Source organism: Streptomyces sp. NPDC048521, assembly GCF_043199855.1.
In the GTDB taxonomy this organism is placed as follows: Bacteria; Actinomycetota; Actinomycetes; order Streptomycetales; family Streptomycetaceae; genus Streptomyces.
This window is the reverse complement of sequence record NZ_JBICWR010000006.1, coordinates 368,098-390,626: the sequence shown is the minus strand read 5'-3', so window position 1 is coordinate 390,626 and position 22,529 is coordinate 368,098. Positions and strand designations below refer to the sequence as shown.

The 22,529-nt window shown below is 72.2% G+C and carries 21 protein-coding genes; 9 read left to right on the top strand and 12 right to left on the bottom strand.

Annotated elements, in window-relative coordinates; genetic code table 11:
- Window positions 1-41 precede the first annotated feature (41 nt).
- The gene (locus ACGFRF_RS17660; protein WP_393740755.1) at window positions 42-683 is read right to left on the bottom strand and encodes a TetR/AcrR family transcriptional regulator; all 642 of its coding nucleotides are present in this window, start codon (window positions 681-683) and stop codon (window positions 42-44) included.
- Between the two features lie 90 nt (window positions 684-773).
- Here ACGFRF_RS17660 and ACGFRF_RS17655 point away from each other — a divergent pair, with 90 nt between their 5' ends.
- The 3 genes from ACGFRF_RS17655 (at window position 774) to ACGFRF_RS17645 (ending at window position 2,992) form a co-directional block, all read left to right on the top strand.
- Window positions 774-1,925 (top strand): acyl-CoA dehydrogenase family protein, encoded by a 1,152-nt coding sequence (locus ACGFRF_RS17655; protein ID WP_393740888.1) that lies wholly within the window; start codon window positions 774-776, stop codon window positions 1,923-1,925.
- Window positions 1,926-1,985: 60 nt separating this feature from the next.
- Window positions 1,986-2,231, top strand: coding sequence for a YiaA/YiaB family inner membrane protein (locus tag ACGFRF_RS17650; RefSeq protein WP_393740753.1), 246 nt, complete (start codon window positions 1,986-1,988; stop codon window positions 2,229-2,231).
- A gap of 95 nt (window positions 2,232-2,326) precedes the next feature.
- Window positions 2,327-2,992, top strand: coding sequence for a TetR/AcrR family transcriptional regulator (locus ACGFRF_RS17645; RefSeq protein WP_393740751.1), 666 nt, complete (start codon window positions 2,327-2,329; stop codon window positions 2,990-2,992).
- On the opposite strand, the gene ACGFRF_RS17640 is transcribed toward ACGFRF_RS17645, so the two are convergent.
- Window positions 2,983-3,444 carry a MaoC family dehydratase gene (locus ACGFRF_RS17640; protein WP_393740749.1) on the bottom strand — a complete coding sequence of 154 codons (462 nt, stop codon included), beginning with the start codon at window positions 3,442-3,444 and terminating at the stop codon, window positions 2,983-2,985. The two genes, ACGFRF_RS17645 and ACGFRF_RS17640, sit on opposite strands and share 10 nt — an antisense overlap.
- Before the next feature lie 105 nt (window positions 3,445-3,549).
- Here ACGFRF_RS17640 and soxR point away from each other — a divergent pair, with 105 nt between their 5' ends.
- Window positions 3,550-4,008 carry a redox-sensitive transcriptional activator SoxR gene (gene soxR, locus ACGFRF_RS17635; RefSeq protein ID WP_393740747.1) on the top strand — a complete coding sequence of 153 codons (459 nt, stop codon included), beginning with the start codon at window positions 3,550-3,552 and terminating at the stop codon, window positions 4,006-4,008.
- A 147-nt stretch (window positions 4,009-4,155) separates the two neighbouring features.
- Here the strand turns inward: soxR and ACGFRF_RS17630 are convergent, their stop codons facing one another.
- Window positions 4,156-5,223 (bottom strand): RNA ligase (ATP), encoded by a 1,068-nt coding sequence (locus ACGFRF_RS17630; RefSeq protein WP_393740745.1) that lies wholly within the window; start codon window positions 5,221-5,223, stop codon window positions 4,156-4,158.
- Between the two features lie 166 nt (window positions 5,224-5,389).
- Here ACGFRF_RS17630 and ACGFRF_RS17625 point away from each other — a divergent pair, with 166 nt between their 5' ends.
- Entirely contained in the window at window positions 5,390-6,124 is a 735-nt protein-coding gene (locus tag ACGFRF_RS17625) for a hypothetical protein (protein WP_393740743.1), read from the top strand.
- On the opposite strand, the gene ACGFRF_RS17620 is transcribed toward ACGFRF_RS17625, so the two are convergent.
- Together ACGFRF_RS17620 and ACGFRF_RS17615 are read right to left on the bottom strand one after the other, a co-directional pair.
- A complete protein-coding gene (locus tag ACGFRF_RS17620) occupies window positions 6,094-6,798 on the bottom strand; it encodes a 3-keto-5-aminohexanoate cleavage protein (protein ID WP_393740741.1) in 705 nt (234 codons plus the stop codon). The two genes, ACGFRF_RS17625 and ACGFRF_RS17620, sit on opposite strands and share 31 nt — an antisense overlap.
- 106 nt (window positions 6,799-6,904) lie before the next feature.
- Window positions 6,905-7,507, bottom strand: a complete 603-nt coding sequence (locus ACGFRF_RS17615; RefSeq protein WP_393740739.1) for a hypothetical protein — start codon at window positions 7,505-7,507, stop codon at window positions 6,905-6,907.
- Window positions 7,508-7,715: 208 nt separating this feature from the next.
- On the opposite strand from ACGFRF_RS17615, the gene ACGFRF_RS17610 reads away from it, so the two are divergent.
- Complete coding sequence (locus ACGFRF_RS17610; RefSeq protein ID WP_393740737.1) at window positions 7,716-10,505, top strand: penicillin acylase family protein; 2,790 nt, start codon at window positions 7,716-7,718, stop codon at window positions 10,503-10,505.
- Between the two features lie 80 nt (window positions 10,506-10,585).
- Here the strand turns inward: ACGFRF_RS17610 and ACGFRF_RS17605 are convergent, their stop codons facing one another.
- Together ACGFRF_RS17605 and ACGFRF_RS17600 are read right to left on the bottom strand one after the other, a co-directional pair.
- Entirely contained in the window at window positions 10,586-11,887 is a 1,302-nt protein-coding gene (locus tag ACGFRF_RS17605) for a serine-threonine protein kinase (protein WP_393740736.1), read from the bottom strand.
- An 83-nt stretch (window positions 11,888-11,970) separates the two neighbouring features.
- Window positions 11,971-13,200, bottom strand: coding sequence for an exo-beta-N-acetylmuramidase NamZ domain-containing protein (locus tag ACGFRF_RS17600; RefSeq protein ID WP_393740886.1), 1,230 nt, complete (start codon window positions 13,198-13,200; stop codon window positions 11,971-11,973).
- Window positions 13,201-13,379: 179 nt separating this feature from the next.
- On the opposite strand from ACGFRF_RS17600, the gene ACGFRF_RS17595 reads away from it, so the two are divergent.
- From ACGFRF_RS17595 to ACGFRF_RS17585, 3 genes are read left to right on the top strand one after another with little or no spacing between them, the layout of a single operon-like run.
- Window positions 13,380-14,153 (top strand): SDR family oxidoreductase, encoded by a 774-nt coding sequence (locus ACGFRF_RS17595; RefSeq protein ID WP_393740734.1) that lies wholly within the window; start codon window positions 13,380-13,382, stop codon window positions 14,151-14,153.
- Window positions 14,150-15,829, top strand: a complete 1,680-nt coding sequence (locus ACGFRF_RS17590; RefSeq protein ID WP_393740732.1) for a class I adenylate-forming enzyme family protein — start codon at window positions 14,150-14,152, stop codon at window positions 15,827-15,829. Before ACGFRF_RS17595 ends, ACGFRF_RS17590 begins: the two co-directional genes overlap by 4 nt.
- Before the next feature lie 26 nt (window positions 15,830-15,855).
- Window positions 15,856-16,449 carry a TetR/AcrR family transcriptional regulator gene (locus tag ACGFRF_RS17585; RefSeq protein ID WP_393740730.1) on the top strand — a complete coding sequence of 198 codons (594 nt, stop codon included), beginning with the start codon at window positions 15,856-15,858 and terminating at the stop codon, window positions 16,447-16,449.
- A 21-nt stretch (window positions 16,450-16,470) separates the two neighbouring features.
- Here ACGFRF_RS17585 and ACGFRF_RS17580 read toward each other — a convergent pair whose 3' ends face one another.
- From ACGFRF_RS17580 to ACGFRF_RS17560, 5 genes are all read right to left on the bottom strand, one after another.
- Window positions 16,471-16,677, bottom strand: a complete 207-nt coding sequence (locus ACGFRF_RS17580; protein WP_393740729.1) for a hypothetical protein — start codon at window positions 16,675-16,677, stop codon at window positions 16,471-16,473.
- Between the two features lie 11 nt (window positions 16,678-16,688).
- A complete protein-coding gene (locus tag ACGFRF_RS17575) occupies window positions 16,689-18,050 on the bottom strand; it encodes a diaminopimelate decarboxylase (RefSeq protein WP_393740727.1) in 1,362 nt (453 codons plus the stop codon).
- Between the two features lie 233 nt (window positions 18,051-18,283).
- A complete protein-coding gene (locus ACGFRF_RS17570; protein ID WP_393740725.1) occupies window positions 18,284-19,966 on the bottom strand; it encodes a helix-turn-helix domain-containing protein in 1,683 nt (560 codons plus the stop codon).
- Window positions 19,967-20,179: 213 nt separating this feature from the next.
- Window positions 20,180-21,394, bottom strand: a complete 1,215-nt coding sequence (locus tag ACGFRF_RS17565) for an acyl-CoA dehydrogenase family protein (protein WP_393740723.1) — start codon at window positions 21,392-21,394, stop codon at window positions 20,180-20,182.
- A gap of 6 nt (window positions 21,395-21,400) precedes the next feature.
- Complete coding sequence (locus ACGFRF_RS17560) at window positions 21,401-22,423, bottom strand: phosphotransferase family protein (protein ID WP_393740722.1); 1,023 nt, start codon at window positions 22,421-22,423, stop codon at window positions 21,401-21,403.
- Between the last annotated feature and the right edge of the window lie 106 nt (window positions 22,424-22,529).

The window sequence follows — 22,529 nt, the reverse complement described above, 5'->3', positions numbered from 1 at the left end:
GCCATCGACACTTCGGCGCCGGCCGAAGTGTCATATCGCCCTCACGCGGTCTGCCGCACCTGCTCGTACTGCTGTGCCAGCCCGTCCAGCAGCGCCGACAGCCCGGTCTCGAAGGCCCGCTCGTCGATCTTCTCCTGCTGCTCGGCGAGCAGATGGGCCTGGCCGAGGTGGGGGTAGTCGGCGGGGTCGTAGGCGCTCGCGTCGTCCACGAAGCCCCCGGCGAACGAACCGAGCGCGGAGCCCATGATGAAGTAGCGCATCAGCGCGCCGATGGAGGTCGCCTGCGCCGGCGGCCAGCCGGCGTCGACCATCGCGCCGTAGACCGCGTCGGCCAGCCGCAGGGCGGCGGGGCGGCGGCCGGGGCCGCGGGCGAGGACCGGGACGATGTTCGGGTGGTCGCGCAGCGCGGCCCGGTAGGAGACGGCCCAGTCGTGCAGCGCGGTCCGCCAGTTCCGGCCGTCCTCGAACATCGACAGGTCCACCAGAGCGCTCACCGAGTCCGCGACCGCCTCGAGGATCTCGTCCTTGGTGCGGAAGTGGTTGTACAGCGAGGGCCCGCTCACCCCCAGCTCGGCGGCGAGCCGGCGGGTGGAGACGGCCGCCAGGCCCTCCCGGTCCACGAGTTCCCGGGCCGTCTCGACGATCCGGTCGGTGCTGAGGAGGGGCTTGCGCGGTCGGGCCATGGCGCACATAGTAGGGCTGCGACCAGAAACTAGCAGTGCTAATTTAAAGGTCCGGCTTTCAAGAACCATCTGGTGTGGGGTGATCTCGTGGTGAACCTGGGGCTCAGCGAGGAGCAGGCGGCCGTACGGCAGCTCGCCCGGGACTTCGTGGAGCGCGAGATCGCCCCGCACGTGGTCGCCTGGGACCGCGCCGAGGAGGTCGACCGGGGCATCGTGAAGAAGCTCGGCGAGGTCGGCTTCCTCGGGCTGACCGTCGACGAGGAGTACGGCGGCTCCGGCGGCGATCACCTCGCCTACTGCCTGGTCACCGAGGAACTGGGGCGTGGCGACTCGTCCGTCCGCGGCATCGTGTCCGTCTCCCTGGGGCTCGTCGCCAAATCGATCGCTGCCTGGGGGAGCGAGGAGCAGAAGCGGCGCTGGCTGCCGGGGCTGACCGCCGGCGAGTACGTCGGCTGCTTCGGCCTCACCGAGCCGGGCACCGGCTCCGACGCGGGCAACCTCACCACCCGGGCCGTCCGAGACGGCGACGACTACGTCATCGACGGCACGAAGATGTTCATCACGAACGGGACGTGGGCGGACGTCGTCCTGCTCTTCGCCCGCTCCACCGACGCCCCCGGCCACAAGGGCGTCTCCGCCTTCCTCGTGCCCGCCGACACCCCCGGCCTGACCCGCCGCACCGTTCACGGCAAGCTCGGTCTGCGCGGGCAGGCCACCGCCGAACTGGTCCTGGAGGGCGTCCGGATACCCGCCTCCGCCATGCTGGGCGAGGAGGGCAAGGGCTTCTCCGTCGCGATGTCCGCGCTCGCCAAGGGGCGGATGTCGGTGGCCGCGGGATGCGTCGGCATCGCCCAGGCCGCGCTGGACGCCGCGGTCGGGTACGCGGGTGAGCGCGAGCAGTTCGGCAAGCCGATCGCCCGTCACCAGCTGGTGCAGGAAATGATCAGCGACATCGCGGTCGACGTCGACGCGGCCCGGCTGCTGACCTGGCGGGTGGCCGACCTCATCGACCGCGGCCGGCCGTTCGCCGTCGAGTCCTCCAAGGCCAAGCTGTTCGCCTCCGAGGCCGCCGTCCGCGCCGCCAACAACGCCCTCCAGGTCTTCGGCGGCTACGGCTACATCGACGAGTACCCGGTCGGCAAGCTGCTGCGCGACGCCCGCGTGATGACCCTCTACGAGGGCACCAGCCAGATCCAGAAGCTGCTCATCGGGCGTGCCCTGACCGGGGTTTCGGCGTTCTGAGTACTCTCCTGAGTATCTCGGCGGATGTGGCACGGGCCACGTCCGCCGATCCTGGACGGCATGAGCGAGACATCGGACAAGCCTCAGAACACGGCGGCCTTCTACGGCCAGGCCGTCGCCTCTTTCTCCGTCGCCATGGCCGCGACGGCCATCGGCATCTTCAAGCTCCACGCCGACGCCTGGGTCCGTGCCTTCCTGGCCATCGCCGTCCTGTATCTGGTCACCTCGGCCTTCACCCTGGCGAAGGTGATCAGGGACCGGCAGGAGGCGACCCGACACGCCTACCACCCGTTCGAGAAGCTCTGAGCCCCATGACGCACGTCCGTGAGCGGCCGCGCTAAGCGCCCGCTCACCGTCGGCGGTATGGTGGGGGTCCTGTCGGCGAGAGGGGCCAACGAGCGATGAGTACGGCGAAGGAGACGACCGGCGGCGAAGTGGAGCCGTGGGAAGAGGTCACCCCTGACGCGGCCCGGCGGCTCCTGGTGGCCGCCGTGGAAGCCTTCGCCGAGCGCGGCTACCACGCGACGACGACCCGGGACATCGCCGGTCGAGCCGGCATGAGCCCGGCCGCGCTCTACATCCACTACAAGACCAAGGAAGAGCTGCTCCACCGGATCAGCCGGATCGGCCACGACAAGGCCCTGGACATCCTGCGCACGGCGGCCGGCCGCGAGGGCAGCGCCACGGAGCGGCTGGCCGACGCCGTCGGCTCCTTCGTCCGCTGGCACGCCGGGCGGCGCACCACCGCCCGGGTCGTGCAGTACGAACTCGACGCCCTCGGCCCCGACGCGCGCGCCGAGATCGTCGCGCTGCGCCACCAGGTGGACGCCGAGGTGCGCGGGATCATCGAGGACGGCGTGGCCGCGGGTGAGTTCGACGTGCTGGACGTCCACGGCACCACGCTCGCCGTGCTGTCGCTGTGCATCGACGTGGCCCGCTGGTTCAACGTGAACGGCCCGCGCACCCCCGAGGAGGTCGGCGCGCTCTACGCCGACCTCGTGCTGCGGATGGTGGGCGCCAAACAGGACGCCCCGGCGTTCCGGGGTGGTACCGGGAATCAGAGGTAGTACCGGGCCACCGACTCCGCGACGCACACCGGCCTGTCGCCGCCCTCGCGCTCCACGGTGAAGGCGACCGTCACCTGGACACCACCGGTGACGTCCTCGACACCGGCGATCGTCGCGGTGGCACGCAACCGGGAGCCGACGGGCACGGGGGCGGGGAAGCGGACCTTGTTGGTGCCGTAGTTGACGCCCATCTTCACGCCCTCGACCTGGAGGAGCTGCGGCCCGAAGAGCGGGAGCAGCGACAGCGTCAGGTAACCGTGCGCGATGGTGGTCTTGAACGGTCCCGCGGCGGCCTTCTCGGGGTCCACGTGGATCCACTGGTGGTCCCCGGTGGCCTCGGCGAAGAGATCGATCCGCTTCTGGTCGACCTCCAGCCAGTCGGTGTACCCCAGCTGCTCGCCCACGGCGGCCTTCAGCTCGTCGGGGGAGGTGAAGATCCTCGGTTCTGCCATGTTCCCGGCCTCTCGCTCGCGTCTCTAAGCGACTGCTTAGCATGGTAGGGCCGGGAGCCGATGTCAACGGATGGCAGGAGCCGGCGGGTAGGTAATCTCTGAGGAGTGCCCCAGATTCCCACGAAGATCCACGAGCTGACCGTCGGCCAGTTGTCCGCGCGCAGCGGCGCCGCCGTCTCCGCCCTGCACTTCTACGAGTCCAAGGGCCTGATCAGCAGCCGCCGCACGTCCGGCAACCAGCGGCGCTACAGCCGTGACACGTTGCGCCGGGTGGCCTTCGTCCGTGCGGCCCAGCGGGTCGGCATTCCTCTGGCCACCATCCGTGACGCCCTGGCCGAGCTTCCCGAGGAACGGACGCCGACCCGGGAGGACTGGGCGCGGCTGTCGGAGAGGTGGCGCTCGGAACTGGACGAGCGCATCAAGCAGCTGAACCGGTTGCGCGATCACCTCACCGACTGCATCGGCTGCGGGTGCCTGTCCCTGGAGAACTGCGTCCTGTCCAACCCGGACGACATATTCGGCGAACGGCTGACGGGGTCGAGGCTCTTTCCCGAGGACCGCTGAGGGCCGGCCACGAGTGAGGGTCCGTGGGGGCTGGGCCGCAGTTCCCCCAGGCCCCCGGGGAGTTGCGGTCGCCGAGCCTCCCCAGGGGCCCGCCGACGCGGGCAGCCGGCAGGCGCCCCACCCCGCCCCTCCGCGGCCGGCGGCGCCTCACTCGTACTCGGTGCCGCCCTTGCGCGTCAGGTACGCCGGGCTGACCGCCTTCGCGATGGCACGCCCCCCGGTCACCGGGCTGTACCGCTCCACCGCGGGCCGTATCACCACACCCTCCCGCAGATGCAGCCCCCGCCCGGACACCGTCTCCGGCCCGCTCGCCAACTCCAGCACCCGCGCGATGTCGTACGGCCCCTCGTACAGCCGGGGCACCACCGGCAGTTCCCCTTCCAGCAGCGCCCCCGCGTCCAGCCAGCGCACGGCACCGTCCACCTCCGCCGAGACGTCGAACGCCGCGTACCCGAGCGTGTCGCGCCGCCCGTCGGCCCCGTACGTCAGGTCCTGCACCCCGGCTCCGTACACCTCCCCGAAGATCCCGAGCCGTCGCGCGCCCAGCCGCTCGCAGAGCCTCGCCGCCACCTCGGCGACCCCGTGCCCGCGCACCGCCCGCCAGTACAGGTTCCGCGGATCCTCCTGCAGCGCCAGGGACCTGGCCCCGAAACCCTTGGAGGACACGTACACCCGCCCCTCGTCCGCCACGTACGTCAGCAGGCACGCCGAACCGTGCAGCTTCTCCGTCAGGACGACCGGCTCACCCGGCGCGAAGACGTCCGGGTACCGCTGGACGTTCTCGATGTCGACCCAGGGCAGCAGCTCCGGCGCCGACTCCACGTCCCCGTCCATCGTCGGCGGGACGGGCGGCACCCACTTGGTGATGCCCAGCAGCTGAGCGAAGTCGGTCCCCTCGGCCGCCGCCCGCGCCAGGTCGACGTCAGCCAGCGCCTTCGGCCGGCACACGATGCCCTGCGACAGCTCACCGCGCAGCCGGACCGCCTTGACCCGGTTGGCGTCACCGCCCGCCAGCCGCCCCGTCAGCCCCAGCTCCTCGATCAGCCCGGCCGGGAGCACGGCCTGCTCGGGGATGTAGACGGCGGCCTCTCCGGTGCGGTACGCGCCCTTGGCCACGACGGCCCGGTACAGGCCCACCTGGGCCAACTCGAGCGCGTCGGCGTTCGGATGCTCATGGACGGTCAGCACTTCGGCGGTGACGCGCAGCGTCGACATCGGTGACTCCTCAGGTACGCGGGCGGATCGGTGCCCGTCAGGCGTGTCTCATCGCCTCCAACTGTCCGTACGGGAAAGCGGTGGAGCGACCGGATTCGGGTCTGCTAACGTCGCGATCTTCGGCCGGCGGCGACGTCGCGCACGGAGTCACGACGGGATCACTCCCATGCCCTCACCCGCCCTCGACGCCGCCCTGGCGGACATCGACACGGTCTTCGACGGCTTCGCGAACCCGCAGGAGACCGGCTGCGGCTACTGCCACGTGCCCGAGGAGACCGCCTATCTGCGCACCCCCTCCGTGCCCGTGCCCACCACCGTCGTGCAGTACTACCTCTTCGAGGTGCCCGACCACTTCGACGACCACGCGACCGCGATGCGCCGCCTGCTGCCGCCGGCCGCACGGGCGATGGCGGACGGCACCCTGGGGGCGATCGGCTACGGGGCCCACGGACTGTCCCGGCTCGAGTGGCGCTCCTGGCCCGCCGAGCAGGCCGCCGCCATAGACGCCTTCCTGAGCGCCTGGTGGCAGGACGTCCTCGCGACACCCGACCCGCCGTACCGGGTGGACGAGGTCTTCGACACCTGCGCCACCATCGCCAGGACCGTGGCGCCCTTCCTGGACGCCTGGGTCCGCGGTCCGGCCGCCGACGCCCACCTGGTGCACTGCGCCGACGTCTGGCTCCACGACCTGCTCTCCGACCACTCCCCCTTCTCCTGGTGGTACGACGACAGCGAGGCCGCGGGCGTCGCGCAGCTGCGCGGGTGGCTGTCCGGACCCGGTGCCGTCCGTCTGCACGCCCTGGGTGAGCGCGACCTCGCCATCCGGTCCGAACTCCTCGCCCTGCCTCACGACGAGCGCTGGGAGCACCCCTACTGGGACACCGCCGCCGCCACCAACTGAGCGTTCGACGCGGCCGGCCGGCCGTCCGGCAGGAGCAGCGTGTCCTCCAGGCCGATGCGGGTGGCCAGGCCCAGCCGGACGGCCAGCCGCAGCACCGGCCAGGTGCCGCCCTCCTCGCCGTGCAGCAGGACCGGACGGCCGAACGCCGTGCCCAGTTCGGCCAGCAGGGCCCGCGCCGATGCCTCGGCGGTCGCCGGGTCCGGGTCGGTCACCTCGGCCAGCACCCGCAGCACCCTCGGCCCGAGCGGTGAGACCGCGAACCGGGCCACGCCGTCGGTGCCCGACCAGATGCCCGCCTCGATCCCCACACCCATGTCGAAGAGCTGCGCGGCGACCTCCTCGGCGCCCGGCTCGTGCCAGTTGACCGAGGCGAAGTCGGGCAGCACCGACCACTCGCGCACCCGGGCGAGCCGGACCGCCGGATCGGGCTCGGCCCAGGCGCCGGTGGTCACCCCGACGGGGACCGGCACCCGCGCGCGTATCGCCTCCAGCGCCGGCGCGAGCACGCGCGGGGAGAGGCTGTCGTGGCCGCACGGAGTCTTCGGGTGGACATGGACGGACGTGGCCCCGGCCGCGACGGCTTCGGCCGCGGAGCGTGCCAGATCCTCGGGGGACATCGGTACTCCCGCGCCGTCGGCTGCCGAGCGGCGCCCGTTGAGACACACCTGCACCATGGCTCGATGGTGCCAGCCGCCACCGACAACGGCTCCGAGTCCGCAACCGGGCCGCAGCTGGGGGTGCGGCATCCCCTGCGCACCCCGCCGGTGAACCCCCCTTTGCTCAGGCCGACATCAACAGCCGCTCCCGACGGGCGTACTCCAGCGCCCGGTGGGTGAGCACGGGCCGCGGCACCAGGATCCCGCAGTCCGTGCAGACCGGGCCGGACGACGGCTCGTGGTCCAGGCCGTACCGCCAGACCAGGTGCTCTCCGTCGCACACGGGGCAGGAGGAGCCCGGCGCCCGCTCCAGCGCGGCGATCAGCCGGCGCAGCACCTCGGCCAGCGGCTCGTCCGGGTGGACCCGCGGGTCGTCGCACCAGGCGACCCCGAAACCGCCCCACGTCAGCCGGTGCCAGTCGTCCACCGTGCCCGGCCGGCGCAGCCCGTCGTGCTTCTCCTTCTTGCGTCGCTCGGTGAACTCCGACTCGTACGCGAGCCAGACCGAACGGGCCTCCTCCAGTTCCTCCAGTGCGGCCACGAGCCGCGCCGGTTCAGGGGAGCGGTCCTCGGGGCCGAACCCCGCCCGGGAGCACAGATGGTCCCAGGTCGCCCGATGCCCGTAAGGGGCGAACTTCTCGAGGCACTTGCGCAGCGAGTACCGCCGTAGTGCCAGATCACAGCCCGGATCGCGTACCTGTCTCGCCAGACTCCGGAAACCTGCCATCGCCCTGCACCTCCGTCACACCTGCACCTGTACTTCGGTCACTTCGGCGTCGTCGCACGGACGTCGTCGAGTAGACGTATCGACAGGCGAATCGGCTCCATCTCTTCTCGGGCCTCTGCTCGCGGACTTGAAAAAGTGACGCATGTTCATCTTCAAAGCCGGGGATACCGGCGGTAACGTTCGCCCACCCCTGTCACTAGGAGCTGCCATGCCACGGCGAACCCCACGTAACGCCCTTGACAGAGTGAGAACGTCCCGCCGTCTCTTCGGGTTCCTGAAGACGGCGTCCGTATGCGTCCTGACAGCCGCCCTTCTGTCCCCCCTCACCCAGACCGGCGCGACGGCGGCGGAGACGACCGCCGCCAACGACCACTGCGGCGGCCAGTGTTCGGACATCCTGCCGCCCGGCGAGAACGGCAACGCCACACTCGCCCAGATCCTGCTCAACCAGGCCTTCGGCACCCAGCCCGCGCACGCCGAGGACCAGCTCGGGCCGTACGCCGACCTCGCCACCGGCTACCCGCGCCTCACCGACGCGACGATCAACACCTTCTTCGACGACGCCTCCTTCGGCGTCCCGTCCGACCAGGTCGCCTCCACCGAGAAGCCGGCCGGCCGCGGAGACGTCACGATCGTCCGGGACAAGAAGACCGGTGTGCCGCACATCACGGGCACCACCCGGTACGGCACCGAGTTCGGCGCGGGGTACGCGGCGGCCCAGGACCGGCTGTGGCTGATGGACGTCTTCCGGCACGTGGGCCGCGGCCGGCTGACCTCCTTCGCGGGCGGCGCGCCCGCCAACCAGGGCCTGGAGCAGCAGTTCTACCGCAACGCCCCGTACACCGAGGCCGACCTCCAGGCACAGATCGACAACGCCGTGGCCAAGAACGGCGCCCGCGGCCAGCAGGCCCTCGCCGACGTCAAGGCCTACCTGGACGGCATCAACGCCTACATCGACGCCTCCGACAGCGGCCGCTACTTCCCCGGCGAGTACGTCCTGACCGGCCACAAGGACTCCATCACCAACGCCGGCACCATAGAGCACTTCAAGGTCACCGACCTCGTGGCGCTGGCCTCCGTGATCGGCTCGCTGTTCGGCTCCGGCGGTGGCGGCGAGGTCGGCAACGCCCTGTCCCTGATGGCCGCCCAGGCCAAGTACGGCGTCGAGGAGGGCACCGAGGTCTGGGAGTCCTTCCGCGAGCGCAACGACCCCGAGGCCGTCCTCACCGTCCACAACGGCGAGAGCTTCCCGTACGGTGCCAAGCCCGCCGACGCCAAGGGCGAGGCCCTCCCCGACGCCGGCTCGGTCACCCAGGAACCACTCGTCCACGACCGCACGGGCAGCGCGGGCACCGCGACCGCCGGGAACACCTCGGCCGCGGCCGCGAGGACGACCCTCAGCTCGGCCAGACGCGGCATGTCCAACGCCCTCGTGGTCAGCGGCAAGCACACCGCGAGCGGCCACCCCATCGCCGTCTTCGGGCCGCAGACCGGCTACTTCGCCCCGCAGCTGCTCATGCTGCAGGAGATCCAGGGCCCGGGCATCAGCGCCCGCGGCGCCTCGTTCGCCGGCCTGAGCATGTACGTCGAACTCGGCCGGGGCCAGGACTACTCCTGGAGCGCGACCACCTCCGGCCAGGACATCATCGACAGCTACGCCGTCGAGCTGTGCCAGGACGACTACCACTACCTGTACCACGGCACCTGCACCGCCATGGAGAAGGTCGAGCAGAAGAACGCCTGGAAGCCGACCGTGGCCGACGGCACGGCGGCGGGGTCGTACACCATGCGCGCCTGGCGCACGAAGTACGGGCCGGTGGAGTACCGCGCCACCGTCGGCGGCAAGAAGGTCGCCTACACCACACTGCGCTCCTCGTACCTGCACGAGGCCGACTCGATCATCGGCTTCCAGATGCTGAACGACCCGGACTTCGTCAAGGGCCCCGAGGACTTCCGGAGCGCGGCGCAGCACATCAACTTCACCTTCAACTGGTTCTACGCCGACTCCCAGCACACCGCGTACTACAACAGCGGCGACAACCCGGTCCGGGCGAGCGGTGTCGACGCCGAGTTCCCGGTGTGGGCGCAGCCGGCGTACGAGTGGCGGAACTGGGACCCGGCGACCAACACGGCCGACTACACCCCGGCCTCCGCCCACCCCAACTCCGTCGACCAGGACTACTACATCTCCTGGAACAACAAGCAGGCCAAGGACTACACGACCGCCTCCTGGGGCGACGGCTCCGTGCACCGCGGCAACCTGCTGGACGACCGGGTGAAGAAGCTGGTCGCGGCCGGTGGGGTGACCCGTACGAAACTGGTCGCGGCCATGGCGGACGCGGGCCTGGCCGACCTGCGCGCCGAGGACGTGCTGCCCAGGCTGCTCAAGGTGGTCAACTCCTCGCCGGTGACCGACTCCACGGCCGCCGCGGCGGTGGGCAAGCTCCAGGCGTGGGTGACCGCGGGTGCCAAGCGCACGGAGACATCGGCCGGTTCGAAGACGTACGCGAACGCCGACGCGATCCGCCTGCTGGACGCCTGGTGGCCGCTGCTGGTCAAGGCGGAGTTCGAGCCCGGCCTCGGCAGCGATCTGTACAGCGCCTTCACCGCCAACCTGCCGATCGACGAAGCCCCCTCCGCCGGGCACGGCCCGACCGGCTCGCACGCCGGAAGCTCCTTCCAGTACGGCTGGTGGAGCTATGTCGACAAGGACATCCGGGCGGTGCTCGGGGAGAACGTGCGGGGCGGGCCGGCGCGGAAGTACTGCGGCGGCGGCAGCCTCAGCGCCTGCCGGGACACCCTGATCAGCACGCTGAAACAGGCGGCCGGACTGACCGCCGCCCAGGTGTACCCGGGCGACGACCAGTGCTCGGCGGGCGACCAGTGGTGCGCCGACTCGATCGTCCAGCGCACCCTGGGCGGCATCAAGCACGGCAGGATCAGCTGGCAGAACCGCCCGACCTTCCAGCAGGTCGTGGAGTTCACCTCGCATCGCTGAACGAACACGGGCAAACCGGCGTTGGCACACGGTCGTCGGCCGACGCCGGTGGGCCGACGCCGACGCTCATCGGTGACCGCTCACGTGATGCGGCCCGCTGCAAGTACCACCCGCGCCAGTTCGGGGTGCACGATGTCGCTGTGTGCCCCGGTCGGCGGGCCCCCGCGCCTGACGACGGCCGCCGCGTCCACGTTCACGCACCCCGACGCCGGCAGCGGTCCGCCCAGGGCCGCCGCGAGGTCCAGCCGGGCGGTGCCGGGTACCGCCTGCACCCCGTCGTGGCCCAGGGCACCCCACTGAGGACCCAGTACGGCCGCGATCTCGCCGCCCGCGCAGGACCGGTCGTCCCCGGAAAGCCGGGAGGCCAGGGGGTAGAACGTGCCGAGCGCCGAGTCGAAGCGCGAGTGGCAGCACACCAACGGGCCGTCGATCCGCCGCTGCCGGTCCTTGAGCGCACCCGCCCGGTCCGGCTCGTGCGGCAGCCGGGCCGCGAACGCGTAGTGCGAGAAGGCGCCCTGGAGCAGCGTCACCGACTTCACCGCGCGTACTCCGCCCGGCAGCCCGCGCAGCGCGAACGCCACCAGCCGCCCGCCGAAGCTGTGCCCGACCAGATGCACCCGCACCCCGGGCGCCGCGTCGGCCAGCCGCCCGACCAGGGGCCCGAGTCCGTGCTCACCGACCGTGCCGGCCCGCCGTTTCATCGTGTAGTACGTCGCCTGCCGCAGCAGCTCCTTGGCGCCGTCCCACGGGTTCGGGACGCCGAACCGCGCTGTCGCTCCGGGGGAGTCGAGCGCGTCCAGCGCCTCGGCGAACTCCTCGCAGACGGTCGCCGGGTCCCGCGTGAAGACGGCCGGTTCGCCCTCCTCCTCCGTGTCGGCCGCACCGAGCCCGCGCTGCCCGTCCACCAGCAGCCGCACCAGCCGCCCGAACTCCGTCAACCCCTCGGGGCCGCCCGGCCGTTCGTCCAGCAGCCGGGCCAGTCGGTCCAGCACGGTCGTCCGGCCCGGAAAGGCCTCCAGCAGCGCTCGCCGGGTGTCCTTGTCCAGCGCCGGGCGCGGGGCCGCTTCCGCCTCCACGGCCGCCACGGACCTGGGGAGGTCCGGGATCGGCTCGTCGCTGAACCGCATCGACGGCCAGATGACGCCCACGTACCCGAGACGGGCTCCGGGGGCGAGCTTCGGGATCGGTGCGAAGAAACGGCGGTACAGCGCGGTCGCGCCCGAGCGGTCGTTGTTCCAGCCGTGCGCGAAGACGATCAGGTCACGGACGCCGCGGTCCGTGACCTGCGCCACCAGCCGGTCGCGTTCGGGACGGTCCACGTCCCCGTCCGCGTCGAAGGTCAGCTCCCAGTAGGGAGTCACGCTCATCCCAGGATCCGCCATGTCAGGCTCCCTCGTCCCCCCCTGAAACGATGCGTTGCGCAGGCATCGTCCTGCCGCGGGGCAAGGTTGGCCATACACCGCGCCTACCGGTAGAGGAGATATTCCTTTCGCGTCCGCCGGAACGCGGCCAGCTCCTCCTGCCAGGCGCCGGTCACCTCGTCGGTGCCGGCGCCCGCGTCGATCATCCGGCGTACCCGGGTGGAGCCGGTGAGCTTGTCGATCCAGTTGTCCGGCCGCCAGGCGAAGCCGTCCCAGACCTGCTTGGCGGTCGCCAGCAGCGCGATGCCGGTGCGCACCGGGTCGTAGGCCGCCCGGTCGAGGACGTGGATCTGCACCCCGCCGACGGTCTTGCCCTGGAACTTGGAGAAGGTGGGCGCGAAGTACGCCTCGCGGAACCGGACGCCGGGCAGCCCGAGTCCGTTCGCGGCGGCGGCCCAGCGTCCGTCGATGCCCTCCGCGCCGAGGAGTTCGAAGGGTCTGGTGGTGCCCCGCCCCTCCGAGAGGTTGGTGCCCTCGAACAGGCAGGTGCCGGAGTACACCAGCGCCGTGTCCGGGGTCGGCATGTTCGGGCTCGGCGGCACCCACGGCAGTCCGGAGGCGTCGTAGAACTGCGTGCGCCTCCAGCCCGTCATCGGCACGGTCTCCAGCGGCACGGGTGCGCTCAGGAACTCCCCGTTGAACAATCGGGCCAGTTCGGCGACCGTCATCCCGTGCGCCTGTGCGATGGGCTGCCGGCCGACGAAGGTGGCGAACTCCTTGTGCAGGACCGGTCCCTGGGCGGCGCGTCCGGTCACCGGGTTGGGCCGGTCGAGGACGACGAACCTCTTGCCCGCGAGCTGGGCCGCCTCCATGCAGTCGTAGAGCGTCCAGATGTACGTGTAGAAGCGGGCGCCCACGTCCTGGATGTCGAAGACGATCGTGTCGACGCCGGAGGCGGTGAAGACGTCGGCCAGCGGGCGGCCGCTCTTGAGGTACGTGTCGTAGACCGGCAGGCCGGTCGCGGGGTCGTCGTAGCGGCCCTCGGAGCCGCCTGCCTGGGCGGTGCCGCGGAAGCCGTGCTCGGGGCCGAAGACGGCGGTCAGTTCCACGCGGGGGTCGGCGTGCATGACGTCGACGATGTGGCGGGCGTCCCGGGTGATGCCGGTGGGGTTGGTGACGATCCCCGCTTTCTGACCGGAGAGGAGTGCGTAGCCGTCGGCTGCCAGCTGTTCGAAGCCGGTGCGCAGGCGAGGGGCGGCTGTCGCCGCCGGTGTCGCCGCGAGTGAGGCCGTGGCAGTGGCCGTTGCGAGCAGGGCTCTTCTGGACAGGCGCATGTAGGTGACCTCCACGGTGAGCGTTCCCGCGGGCAGTGTGACAGGCTGCGGGCCGATCGTGGCCTGTCGCGCGGTTCCCCGCGTCCTGGGTGTCGGCCCTTCCCCAGGTACATACCGACTGGTTAGTCTGGGCCGGAGAGTCGAGGCGCGCCGCGCGCATGTCGTGTCGAAGGAGACCGATGGTGGAAGCCGTGCAGGATGCGGGAGTGGTCGTCACCGGGGCGGGCGGTGGGATCGGGGCCGCGCTGGCCCGCAGGTTCGCCGCCGAGGGCGCCCGGGTGGTCGTCAATGACCTGGACGCCGTGAGGGCCGAGGCGGTGGCCGGGGAGATCGGCGCGATCGCCGTGCCGGGCGACGCCTCCGAGATCGTCGGCGACGCCCGCGACGCGCTCGGCGGGACCGTGGACGTCTACTGCGCCAATGCCGGCGTCGCCTTCGAGGACCCGGGTGCCGGTGAACCCCTCGACGAGAAGTCCTGGGCGCTGTCCTGGGACGTCAACGTCATGGCGCACGTCCGCGCGGCCCACGAGCTGCTGCCGGACTGGCTGGAGCGGGGCAGCGGGCGGTTCGTCTCCACCGTCTCGGCCGCCGGGCTCCTCACCATGATCGGCGCCCCCTCCTACAGCGTGACCAAGCACGGCGCGCTGGCCTTCGCGGAGTGGCTGTCGCTGACGTACCGCCACCGGGGGGTCGAGGTGCACGCCATCTGTCCCCAGGGTGTCCGTACCGACATGCTGGCCGCCACCGGCAGCGCGGGCGACCTGGTGCTCCAGCCGACCGCGATCGAGCCCGAGGACGTCGCCGAGGCCCTGTTCCGGGGCATCGAGGAGGACCGCTTCCTGATCCTGCCGCACCCCGAGGTCGCCGAGTACTACCGGGCGCGGGCCGCCACAACCGACCGCTGGCTGGCCGGCATGAACCACCTCCAGCAGAAGTGGGAGGCCGCCCGGTGACCGCCTCCCGGTACGCGGCCCGCCCCTGGCTGGCCCTCCTCGACGACGTCCAGCGCGGACCGGTGGACCCCGCCGACTCGCTGGTGCATGCCCTGCGCGCTGCGGTCGCCGAAGCGCCCGACCGGACCTTCCTCGCCTACTTCGACGCCCGGCTCAGCTACCGCGAGGTGGACGAGCTGAGCGACTCCGTCGCCTCCCACCTCGCCGCGCGCGGGCTGGAGCGCGGCGACCGGGTCGCGGTGCTGCTGCAGAACTCCCCGCACTTCGTCCTGGCCCTGCTCGGCGCCTGGAAGGCGGGCGCGACCGTCGTCCCGGTCAACCCCATGTACAAGTCGGCCGAGGTGGCGCACGTCCTGCGGGACGGCGAGGTGGCGGCGCTGATCTGCTCCGACCGGGCCTGGGAGGCCTACCTGCGGGACACCGCCGCCGACTCGCCGGTACGGATCGTGCTCACGGGCTGCGAGCGGGACTTCCAGACCCGCGACGACCCGCGCGTCCTCGCCTTCGAGCGGCTGCCCCAGGCGCCCGACGCCGACGACCTCGTGGCCGTCGCCCGGCAGGGCGGCAAGGCCCCCGGTGGCCGCACGCCGCGCCCGGACGACATCGCGCTGATCAGCTACACCTCGGGCACCAGCGGCACCCCCAAGGGAGCCACCAACACGCACGGCAACATCATGCACAACGCCGAGCGGCAGCGCACCGGGCTCGGCCTGCCCGAGGCACCCGTCTACTACGCGCTCGCCCCCCTGTTCCACATCACCGGGATGGTCTGCCAGTTCGGCGCCTGCCTGAACAGCGCGGGCACCCTGGTGCTCACCTACCGCTTCGAGCCCGGGGTCGTCCTGGAGGCGTTCGCCGAGCACCACCCGCACTACACGGTCGGCCCGTCCACCGCCTTCATGGCACTCGCCGCCCACCCGGACGTCACCCGCGAGCACTTCGCCTCCTTCCTGAACATCTCCTCCGGCGGCGCCCCCGTGCCCCCGGCCCTGGTGGAGCGGTTCCGGGAGCGCTTCGGGCCGTACATCCGGGTCGGCTACGGCCTCACCGAGTGCACCGCCCCCTGTGCCTCCGTCCCGCCCGGTCTGGAGGCGCCGGTGGATCCCGTCTCCGGGACGCTGTCCGTGGGCCTGCCCGGCGCGGACACGCTCGTCCGGATCGTGGACGAACAGGGCGCGGAGGTGCCGTTCGGCGAGCAGGGCGAGATCGTCGTCCGCGGGCCCCAGGTGGTCCCCGGCTACTGGCGGCGCCCCGAGGCGACCGCCGAGACCTTCCCGGACGGCGAGCTGCGCACCGGCGACATCGGCTTCATGGACGAGCAGGGCTGGCTGTACGTCGTCGACCGCAAGAAGGACATGATCAACGCGTCCGGCTTCAAGGTGTGGCCGCGCGAGGTCGAGGACGTCCTGTACACCCACCCGGCGGTGCGCGAGGCGGCCGTCGTCGGGGTCCCCGACGGCTACCGTGGGGAGACCGTCAAGGCCTACATCAGCCTCCGCCCCGGCGCCGAGACGGACCCGGACGACCTCGCGGCGTACTGCAAGGAGAGACTGGCCGCCTACAAGTACCCGCGCCAGGTGGAGATCCTGCCCGACCTGCCCAAGACGGCGAGTGGGAAGATCCTCCGGCGGGAACTGCGTTCCCGCGCGCACGACGACAGCGACGCCGGTCAGTAGGCGACGAGGAAAGGCAGGTGGCGGCAGTGCCCAGGACGACGGACGGAGACGGGACGCCGGTTCCGCAGCGGCTGCTGGCCGCCGCCACGCGGCTCTTCGCCGAGCAGGGCTACGACCGCACCTCCGTGCAGGAGATCGTGGAGGCGGCCGGCGTCACCAAGGGGGCGCTGTACCACTACTTCGGCTCCAAGGACGACCTCCTGCACGAGGTGTACGCGCGCATGCTGCGCATCCAGCAGGAGCGTCTCGACGCGTTCGCGGACGCCGACGAGCCGGTCGACAAGCGGCTCAGAGCCGCGGCGGCGGACGTCGTGGTCACGACGATCGAGCACCTCGACGACGCGATGATCTTCTTCCGCTCGATGCACCAGCTGAGCCCGGAGAAGAACAAGCAGGTCCGCGCCGAGCGCCGCCGCTACCACGAACGCTTCCGCGCGCTCATCGAGGAGGGCCAGAAGACGGGCGTCTTCTCCACGGCCACCCCCGCCGACCTGGTCGTGGACTACCACTTCGGCTCGGTCCACCACCTGTCGACCTGGTACCGCCCGGACGGCCCCCTCACCCCCCAGCAGGTCGCCGACCACCTCGCCGACCTGCTGCTGCGGGCGCTGCGGCCGTAGCAGTGGTGCCCGGCCCGCCCGCTAGCCGATGATCTCCTTGAAGAACAGCACGGCCGTGGCGGCCGCGCCGCAGCCCACGCTCACCGCGACCGGCCACGGGTTGCCCGCCAGTGCCGCCAGGACGGTGGCACCGACACCGGCCAGTGCGGCCAAGAGGAACACGAGGGCGGCGCGCTGAGTGAGGAGCGGCCCGTTCCGTTCGGGCCGCGTGCGGTCGGGCCGGGACACCCTCGGGCTCCTCACCTGGCGCCGCGGGCCGGGGCGCCCACCGGTTCCCGGGGCGGCCTGCTCATGCCGTCCCGGTCCGACAGCCGCCACGGGTCCTGCGCGGGACGGATGAGCGTGAAGTCGATCCGGCCGTCCGCGAGCACGCGGACGCCGTGCACCGCCGGTTCGGGCAGGCTGTTGTAGTGGAACGGCGTGGAGAAGTAGTAGGCGCCGGTGTCCGGGACGACGACCAGGTCGCCGGGCTCGAGCGGCGGCAGCGCGCGGTCGCGTGCCAGCAGGTCGCCGGCGAAACAGGCGGGACCCGCGACGTCCTGGCGCACGGGCCGCCCCCGCTTGGCCGTGCCGTTCCCGTCGTGCGCCTCGATCCGCAGCGGCCAGGCGTCGGGGTTGAACACGGTACGCGTGGCGACCTGCACGCCCGCGTGGGTGAGGGCGATCGGACGGCCCCCGGCGCTCTTGGTGTACTCGACGTACGCGGCCAGGAAGCCGTTCTTGGCGAGGACGGAGCGGCCGAACTCGGTGACGACCTGGTACCGGCCCTCGAAGAGCTTCGGGGCGTGGGCCCGCAACTGTTCGACGTACGTCGAGAAGGTGGGGGTGACCTCGTCGTCGGCGAAGTTGACGGGGAGCCCGCCGCCGATGTCGATGCCCGTGACCCGGCCCGGGCCGAAAGCCGCCTCCACCTGGTCGGCGAACTCCACCGCCTGCGCCACCCCGCGGGCCATGAGGTCGAGGGGGCAGCCCTGGGATCCGGTGTGCGTGTGCACCCAGGTCAGCCACGGATACTCGCCGAACGCCCGTAGCAGCCGCTCCCGGTTGCCCCGGTCCGTCAGCGGGACGCCGAACTTCGAGGTGCTCGTGGCCGTGCTCATCGCGGCGATGGTGCCGCCGCCGATCTGGCAGTTGAGGCGCACCCCGATCGTGGACGTCGAGGCGCGGCGTGCGAGGACCCTGTCGATCCGCTCCAGTTCCTGGAAGTTGTCCGCGTTGACGGTCACCCCGAGAGCCAGGGCGCGCTCCAGTTCCGCCCGGGTCTTGGCGGGAGCGTCGAAGACGATCCGGTCGGCGGGGAAACCGGCCGCCAGCGCCCGGGCCAGCTCGCCCGCTGTCGCGACCTCGCAGCCCATGCCGAGCTGGGCCAGCTCCCTGAGCACGGGCACGAGGCAGTTGGCCTTCGCGGCGAACGTGTGCAGGACGCCCGGGAGTTCCGGCGGTCCGGGGAAGGCGTCGTGCAAGGTACCGACCGTCGCCGCGACCCCGTCGAGGTCGACGAAGGCGGCCAGCAGGGCCTCTTCGGGGTCCAGCAGTCCCTGCCGTACGGCCTCCTGCAGGATGCGTTCACGCCGCGCGGCGGCGGGGGTCACAGCGGTCATGGTGAGCCTTCCGGAGTCGGGATCGCGAGGCCCGGGGGAGTGGTCCCCGGGCGTGGTCCCAGACTGTCCGCCGCGTCCGGCGGCCGTCTTCGTCGGTTCGGCAGAGGCCGCCACCCCCCGACGGTCGCCGGGCGGCACCGCCGCACCACGCGGGCCGCGCCGTTGTGGGCGCCGACGAGAACGGCGCCCTGCGTTGGTGCGGGCGGACGAAGGACGGACCGGCCGGCACGGCGTCACGGCCGTGCCGGTGGTTCCGGTCCCGGGCTCACGTCCTGGTCCCGCAGCCGCAGTTGCAGCTGTGCCAGCAGGCGGGCGTCCGCGCTGTCGAGATCGAGCCCGGAGACCTTGGCGATCCGGCCCAGCCGGTAGCGCAGGCTGTTGGGGTGGAGCGAGAGGCTGCGTGCGGCGGCGGACACGTCGCCGAAGTGGTCGAGGTAGGCCGCAAGGGTCTCCACGAGGCGTCCGCCCTGCTCGGCGTCGGACGCGGCCAGCCGCTCCACCGAGGTTCCCGGCGGCAGCCGCAGGTCCCGCAGCGCCTCGACCACCTGGAGGATGCCGATCGTGTCCGCCACGTCCTCGACCCGCGCCACGGTGCGGGCGTCCTCCGCGCGGGCGAGGGCCCGAAGAGCCAGCTCGGCGTCCCGGCGTGACCCGGCTGCCGCGGCCAGTGCCGGGACCACCTCGCCCAGTCCGACTCCCACCCGCCTGCCGGTCGTGGCCGACAACTGTGCGGCCAGTGACGTCCCGAGTGTCGTCACCTGCTCACGGGCCGCCCGCGGGTCCCGGGCCAGCGCGCCCACCAGGACCAGGGCCCTGCCGCCCGCCGGTACCACCACCATCCGGTGGCCGAGCGCGCTGCAGTGCAGGCTGAGCAGGCCGTACATCCTCGACGGGTCCTCGGAGGGCGCCGGCCCGGGGGCGTTGCCGAGGCCCACGGCCAGCACGGCGCAGGGCTCCTGCGCCGGCAACGCCATGCGCTCGGCCAGCAGTTCGGCGGACCCGCGCCCCTCCAGCAGCGCACGCGCCGCGTCCTCCACCTGACGGCTGTCGGCGCCGCGGGTGCGATGGTGGAGCAGGTGGGCGGCGGCCGCCCGGGACGCCGCGCGCAGCGCCTCCGCCGCGTTCGGGGCCAGGGGGCGGCCGGCGACCGCGGCCACCCAGACGGACCCCAGCACCTCGCCACCCGCCCGGACGGCACACACCAGGCGCTCCGGGTCGTCCCCCTGGGCCCGCCGGTGCAGCACGTCGTCCGTCGTCCACAGGGCGCGGAACAGCCCGGCCTCCCGCATGGCGGCCACCCGCCAGGGCGGCACGCGCCGCCCCAGGATGGTCAGCCGGCGCATCTCGTCCACGTGCTCCTCGGTCGACGAGTGCGCCAGGACGCGGGACTCCGTGTCCTCGATGGTCACCGAGCCGCCGACCAGGGCGGCCACCGCATCGGCCAGGCCGTCGAGGTCACCCAGGGCCGGTCCGGGTGGTGCAGGCACCGGCGGCACCCCCGCCGAGGCCAGCCCGGCCCGCAGCACGCCCACCAACTGGTCCCACAGACACCAGGCGGTGCGGAACAGCACCGCCGCGCCGGCCTCCTCGGCGACCGACCGCAGGGCACCGGCGGCCCGGTCGGGGCGGTCGGGGCCGAACACCACTCCGGTGGCCCCCGCGGCGCCGGCCCGGCGCACCACGTCCAGCGCCTGGGCCGATCCCGCGTCGACGCCGACAGCGAGTAACAGCACCCCTGGCCTGATCTCGGGGTCCAGCGGGTCCAGTACGCCGACGCCGCCGACGGGCACCGCCAGTCCGGCCGGTGCCGTGTCCAGTTCCAGGACTCCCGGGCCCACGACGGACAGCAGCCGCTCCAAGGTCACCCGGGACTCGGTGGCCCTGCTCCACTCCGGGTCACCCCGCAGGTCCGTCACGTTTCCCCCACTCGACGCTCCGCCGGCCCGCCGGGCCGGTTCCGGAAGAGGTACGACATCACAGACCGGCCGCGCACTCAACGGTGCTCGGGGACAGGGAGAAGCAGCGGGCGTCGAGGCGCTGACGGCAAGCGGACCGGCGCCGGAGAACCGGGCCGATGGCGCCGTGCGAGGGGCGGCCCTCCAGGAAGGCCGCCCCGTGCCGATCCGTCCTCAGACGTACTTCTTCAGCTCCCGCCGCGCCAGCGACCGCTGGTGCACCTCGTCCGGGCCGTCGGCGAGCATCAGGGTGCGGGCGCTCGCGTACAGCTCGGCCAGCGGGAAGTCCTGGCTCACGCCCCCCGCGCCGTGCAGCTGGATCGCGCGGTCCAGGATGCCGACCACCGCACGCGGGGTGGCGATCTTGATGGCCTGGATCTCCGTGTGGGCGCCCTTGTTGCCGACGGTGTCCATCAGCCAGGCCGTCTTCAGCACCAGCAGGCGCAGCTGCTCCACGGTGACCCGCGCGTCGGCGATCCAGTTCTGGACCACACCCTGCTGGGCCAGCGCCTTGCCGAACGCGGTACGCGAGACGGCCCGCCGGCACATGAGCTCGATCGCCCGCTCGGCCATGCCGATCAGCCGCATGCAGTGGTGGATCCGGCCGGGGCCGAGCCGGGCCTGGGCGATGGCGAAGCCGCCGCCCTCCTCGCCGATCAGGTTCGACACCGGCACGCGCGCGTGGTCGAAGACCACCTCGGCGTGGCCGCCGTGCGAGTGGTCCTCGTACCCGAACACCTGCATGGCGCGCTTGACGGTGACGCCCGGGGTGTCGCGCGGGACCAGGACCATGGACTGCTGGCGGCGGATGTCCGCCCCCTCCGGGTCCGTCTTGCCCATCACGATGAAGATCTTGCAGTCCGGGTTCATCGCCCCGGAGATGTACCACTTGCGGCCGGTGACGACGTACTCGTCGCCGTCCCGCTCGATGTGGGTGGTGATGTTGGTGGCGTCCGAGGAGGCCACGTCCGGCTCGGTCATCGCGAACGCCGAGCGGATCTCACCGGCCAGCAGCGGCTCCAGCCACTGCTTCTTCTGCTCCACGGTGGCGAACTGCGCCAGCACCTCCATGTTCCCGGTGTCGGGCGCGGCACAGTTCGTCGCGGTCGGCGCGAGGTGCGGGGAGCGGCCGGTGATCTCGGCGAGCGGCGCGTACTGCAGGTTCGTCAGCCCGGCGCCGTACTCGGCGTCGGGCAGGAAGAGGTTCCACAGGCCCTGCCTGCGGGCCTCGGCCTTCAGCTCCCCGACCACGGCCGGGGTGTCCCACGGCGAGGCCAGCGCGGCCCGCTGCTCCTCGGCGACCGCCTCGGCCGGATAGACGTACTCGTCCATGAAGGCCAGGAGCCTGGCGCGCAGTTCCTCGGTGCGCGCGTCGAACGCGAAGTCCATGTCCGGTCAGCCTTCCTGGAGAGTCGTCAGTCCGTGGTCGATGAAGAGGGGCACGAGTTCGCCGATGCGGTCGAAGCCCCGCCCGACCGTCTGGCCCAGCGTGTACCGGTAGTGGATGCCCTCCAGGATCACGGCGAGCTTGAACCAGGCGAACGCCGTGTACCAGGAGACGGCCGAGACGTCGCGTCCCGAGCGCGCCGCGTACCGCTCGATCAGCTCCTGCGGGGACGGGTGCCCGGGGGCCTCGGCGGTGGTGGAGACGGGGGAGTCGGGCATGCCGAGCGGCCGGCTGTACATCACCAGCAGCCCCAGGTCGGTCAGCGGATCGCCGAGCGTCGACATCTCCCAGTCGAGGATCGCCTTGATCTGGTCGTCGTCGCCGATCAGGACGTTGTCGAGGCGGTAGTCGCCGTGGACGACCGCCGGGGCGGGGGAGCGGGGCAGGTCCCGGCCCAGGGCCGCGTGCAGCTCGTCGATGCCGGGCAGGTCGCGGTTGCGCGAGGCGTCCAGCTGCTTGCCCCAGCGGCGCAGCTGCCGGTCCAGGAATCCCTCCGGGCGGCCGAAGTCCTCCAGGCCCACCTCGGCGGGGTCCACGGAGTGCAGCTCCACGAGGGTGTCGACCAGGGACAGCACCGCGTTCCGGGTGCGCTCCGCACCCAGCGGCGCGAGCTGCTGGGCGGTGCGGTACGGGGTGCCCTCGACGAACTCCATGACGTAGAACGGCGCCCCGAGCACCTCCTCGTCCTCGCACAGCAGGACCGGCCGCGGGACCGGCACCCGGGTCGGGGCCAGGGCGTCGATCACGCGGTGCTCGCGCTTCATGTCGTGCGCGGTGGCGAGGACATGACCGAGCGGGGGCCGCCGGACGACCCACTTCGAGGTGCCGTCGGAGAGCGCGTAGGTGAGGTTGGACCGTCCGCCCTCGATCAGCCGGCCGGTCAGGGGGCCGTGCACCAGACCGGGGCGCTCTCGGTCGAGCAGGGCGCGCAGCCGGTCCAGGTCGAGTCCGGGCGGGTGGTCGGTGCTCATACGGCACTCCTACGAACGGGTGAACAAGAGACCCGACTCATGATGCCGACCGGTCGGTATGTCGTCCAGTGCATGCACGGAACGCGGCGCGAAACGTGACCGGAGC

What these genes read in the sequence shown, in the direction of transcription:
- ACGFRF_RS17660 (WP_393740755.1), bottom strand. Translation starts at nt 683, where the DNA reads ATGGCCCGACCGCGCAAGCCCCTCCTCAGCACCGACCGGATCGTCGAG.
- ACGFRF_RS17650 (WP_393740753.1), top strand. Translation starts at nt 1,986, where the DNA reads ATGAGCGAGACATCGGACAAGCCTCAGAACACGGCGGCCTTCTACGGC.
- ACGFRF_RS17645 (WP_393740751.1), top strand. Translation starts at nt 2,327, where the DNA reads ATGAGTACGGCGAAGGAGACGACCGGCGGCGAAGTGGAGCCGTGGGAA.
- ACGFRF_RS17640 (WP_393740749.1), bottom strand. Translation starts at nt 3,444, where the DNA reads ATGGCAGAACCGAGGATCTTCACCTCCCCCGACGAGCTGAAGGCCGCC.
- ACGFRF_RS17630 (WP_393740745.1), bottom strand. Translation starts at nt 5,223, where the DNA reads ATGTCGACGCTGCGCGTCACCGCCGAAGTGCTGACCGTCCATGAGCAT.
- ACGFRF_RS17625 (WP_393740743.1), top strand. Translation starts at nt 5,390, where the DNA reads ATGCCCTCACCCGCCCTCGACGCCGCCCTGGCGGACATCGACACGGTC.
- ACGFRF_RS17620 (WP_393740741.1), bottom strand. Translation starts at nt 6,798, where the DNA reads ATGGTGCAGGTGTGTCTCAACGGGCGCCGCTCGGCAGCCGACGGCGCG.
- ACGFRF_RS17615 (WP_393740739.1), bottom strand. Translation starts at nt 7,507, where the DNA reads ATGGCAGGTTTCCGGAGTCTGGCGAGACAGGTACGCGATCCGGGCTGT.
- ACGFRF_RS17610 (WP_393740737.1), top strand. Translation starts at nt 7,716, where the DNA reads ATGCCACGGCGAACCCCACGTAACGCCCTTGACAGAGTGAGAACGTCC.
- ACGFRF_RS17605 (WP_393740736.1), bottom strand. Translation starts at nt 11,887, where the DNA reads ATGGCGGATCCTGGGATGAGCGTGACTCCCTACTGGGAGCTGACCTTC.
- ACGFRF_RS17600 (WP_393740886.1), bottom strand. Translation starts at nt 13,200, where the DNA reads ATGCGCCTGTCCAGAAGAGCCCTGCTCGCAACGGCCACTGCCACGGCC.
- ACGFRF_RS17595 (WP_393740734.1), top strand. Translation starts at nt 13,380, where the DNA reads ATGGTGGAAGCCGTGCAGGATGCGGGAGTGGTCGTCACCGGGGCGGGC.
- ACGFRF_RS17575 (WP_393740727.1), bottom strand. Translation starts at nt 18,050, where the DNA reads ATGACCGCTGTGACCCCCGCCGCCGCGCGGCGTGAACGCATCCTGCAG.
- ACGFRF_RS17565 (WP_393740723.1), bottom strand. Translation starts at nt 21,394, where the DNA reads ATGGACTTCGCGTTCGACGCGCGCACCGAGGAACTGCGCGCCAGGCTC.
- ACGFRF_RS17560 (WP_393740722.1), bottom strand. Translation starts at nt 22,423, where the DNA reads ATGAGCACCGACCACCCGCCCGGACTCGACCTGGACCGGCTGCGCGCC.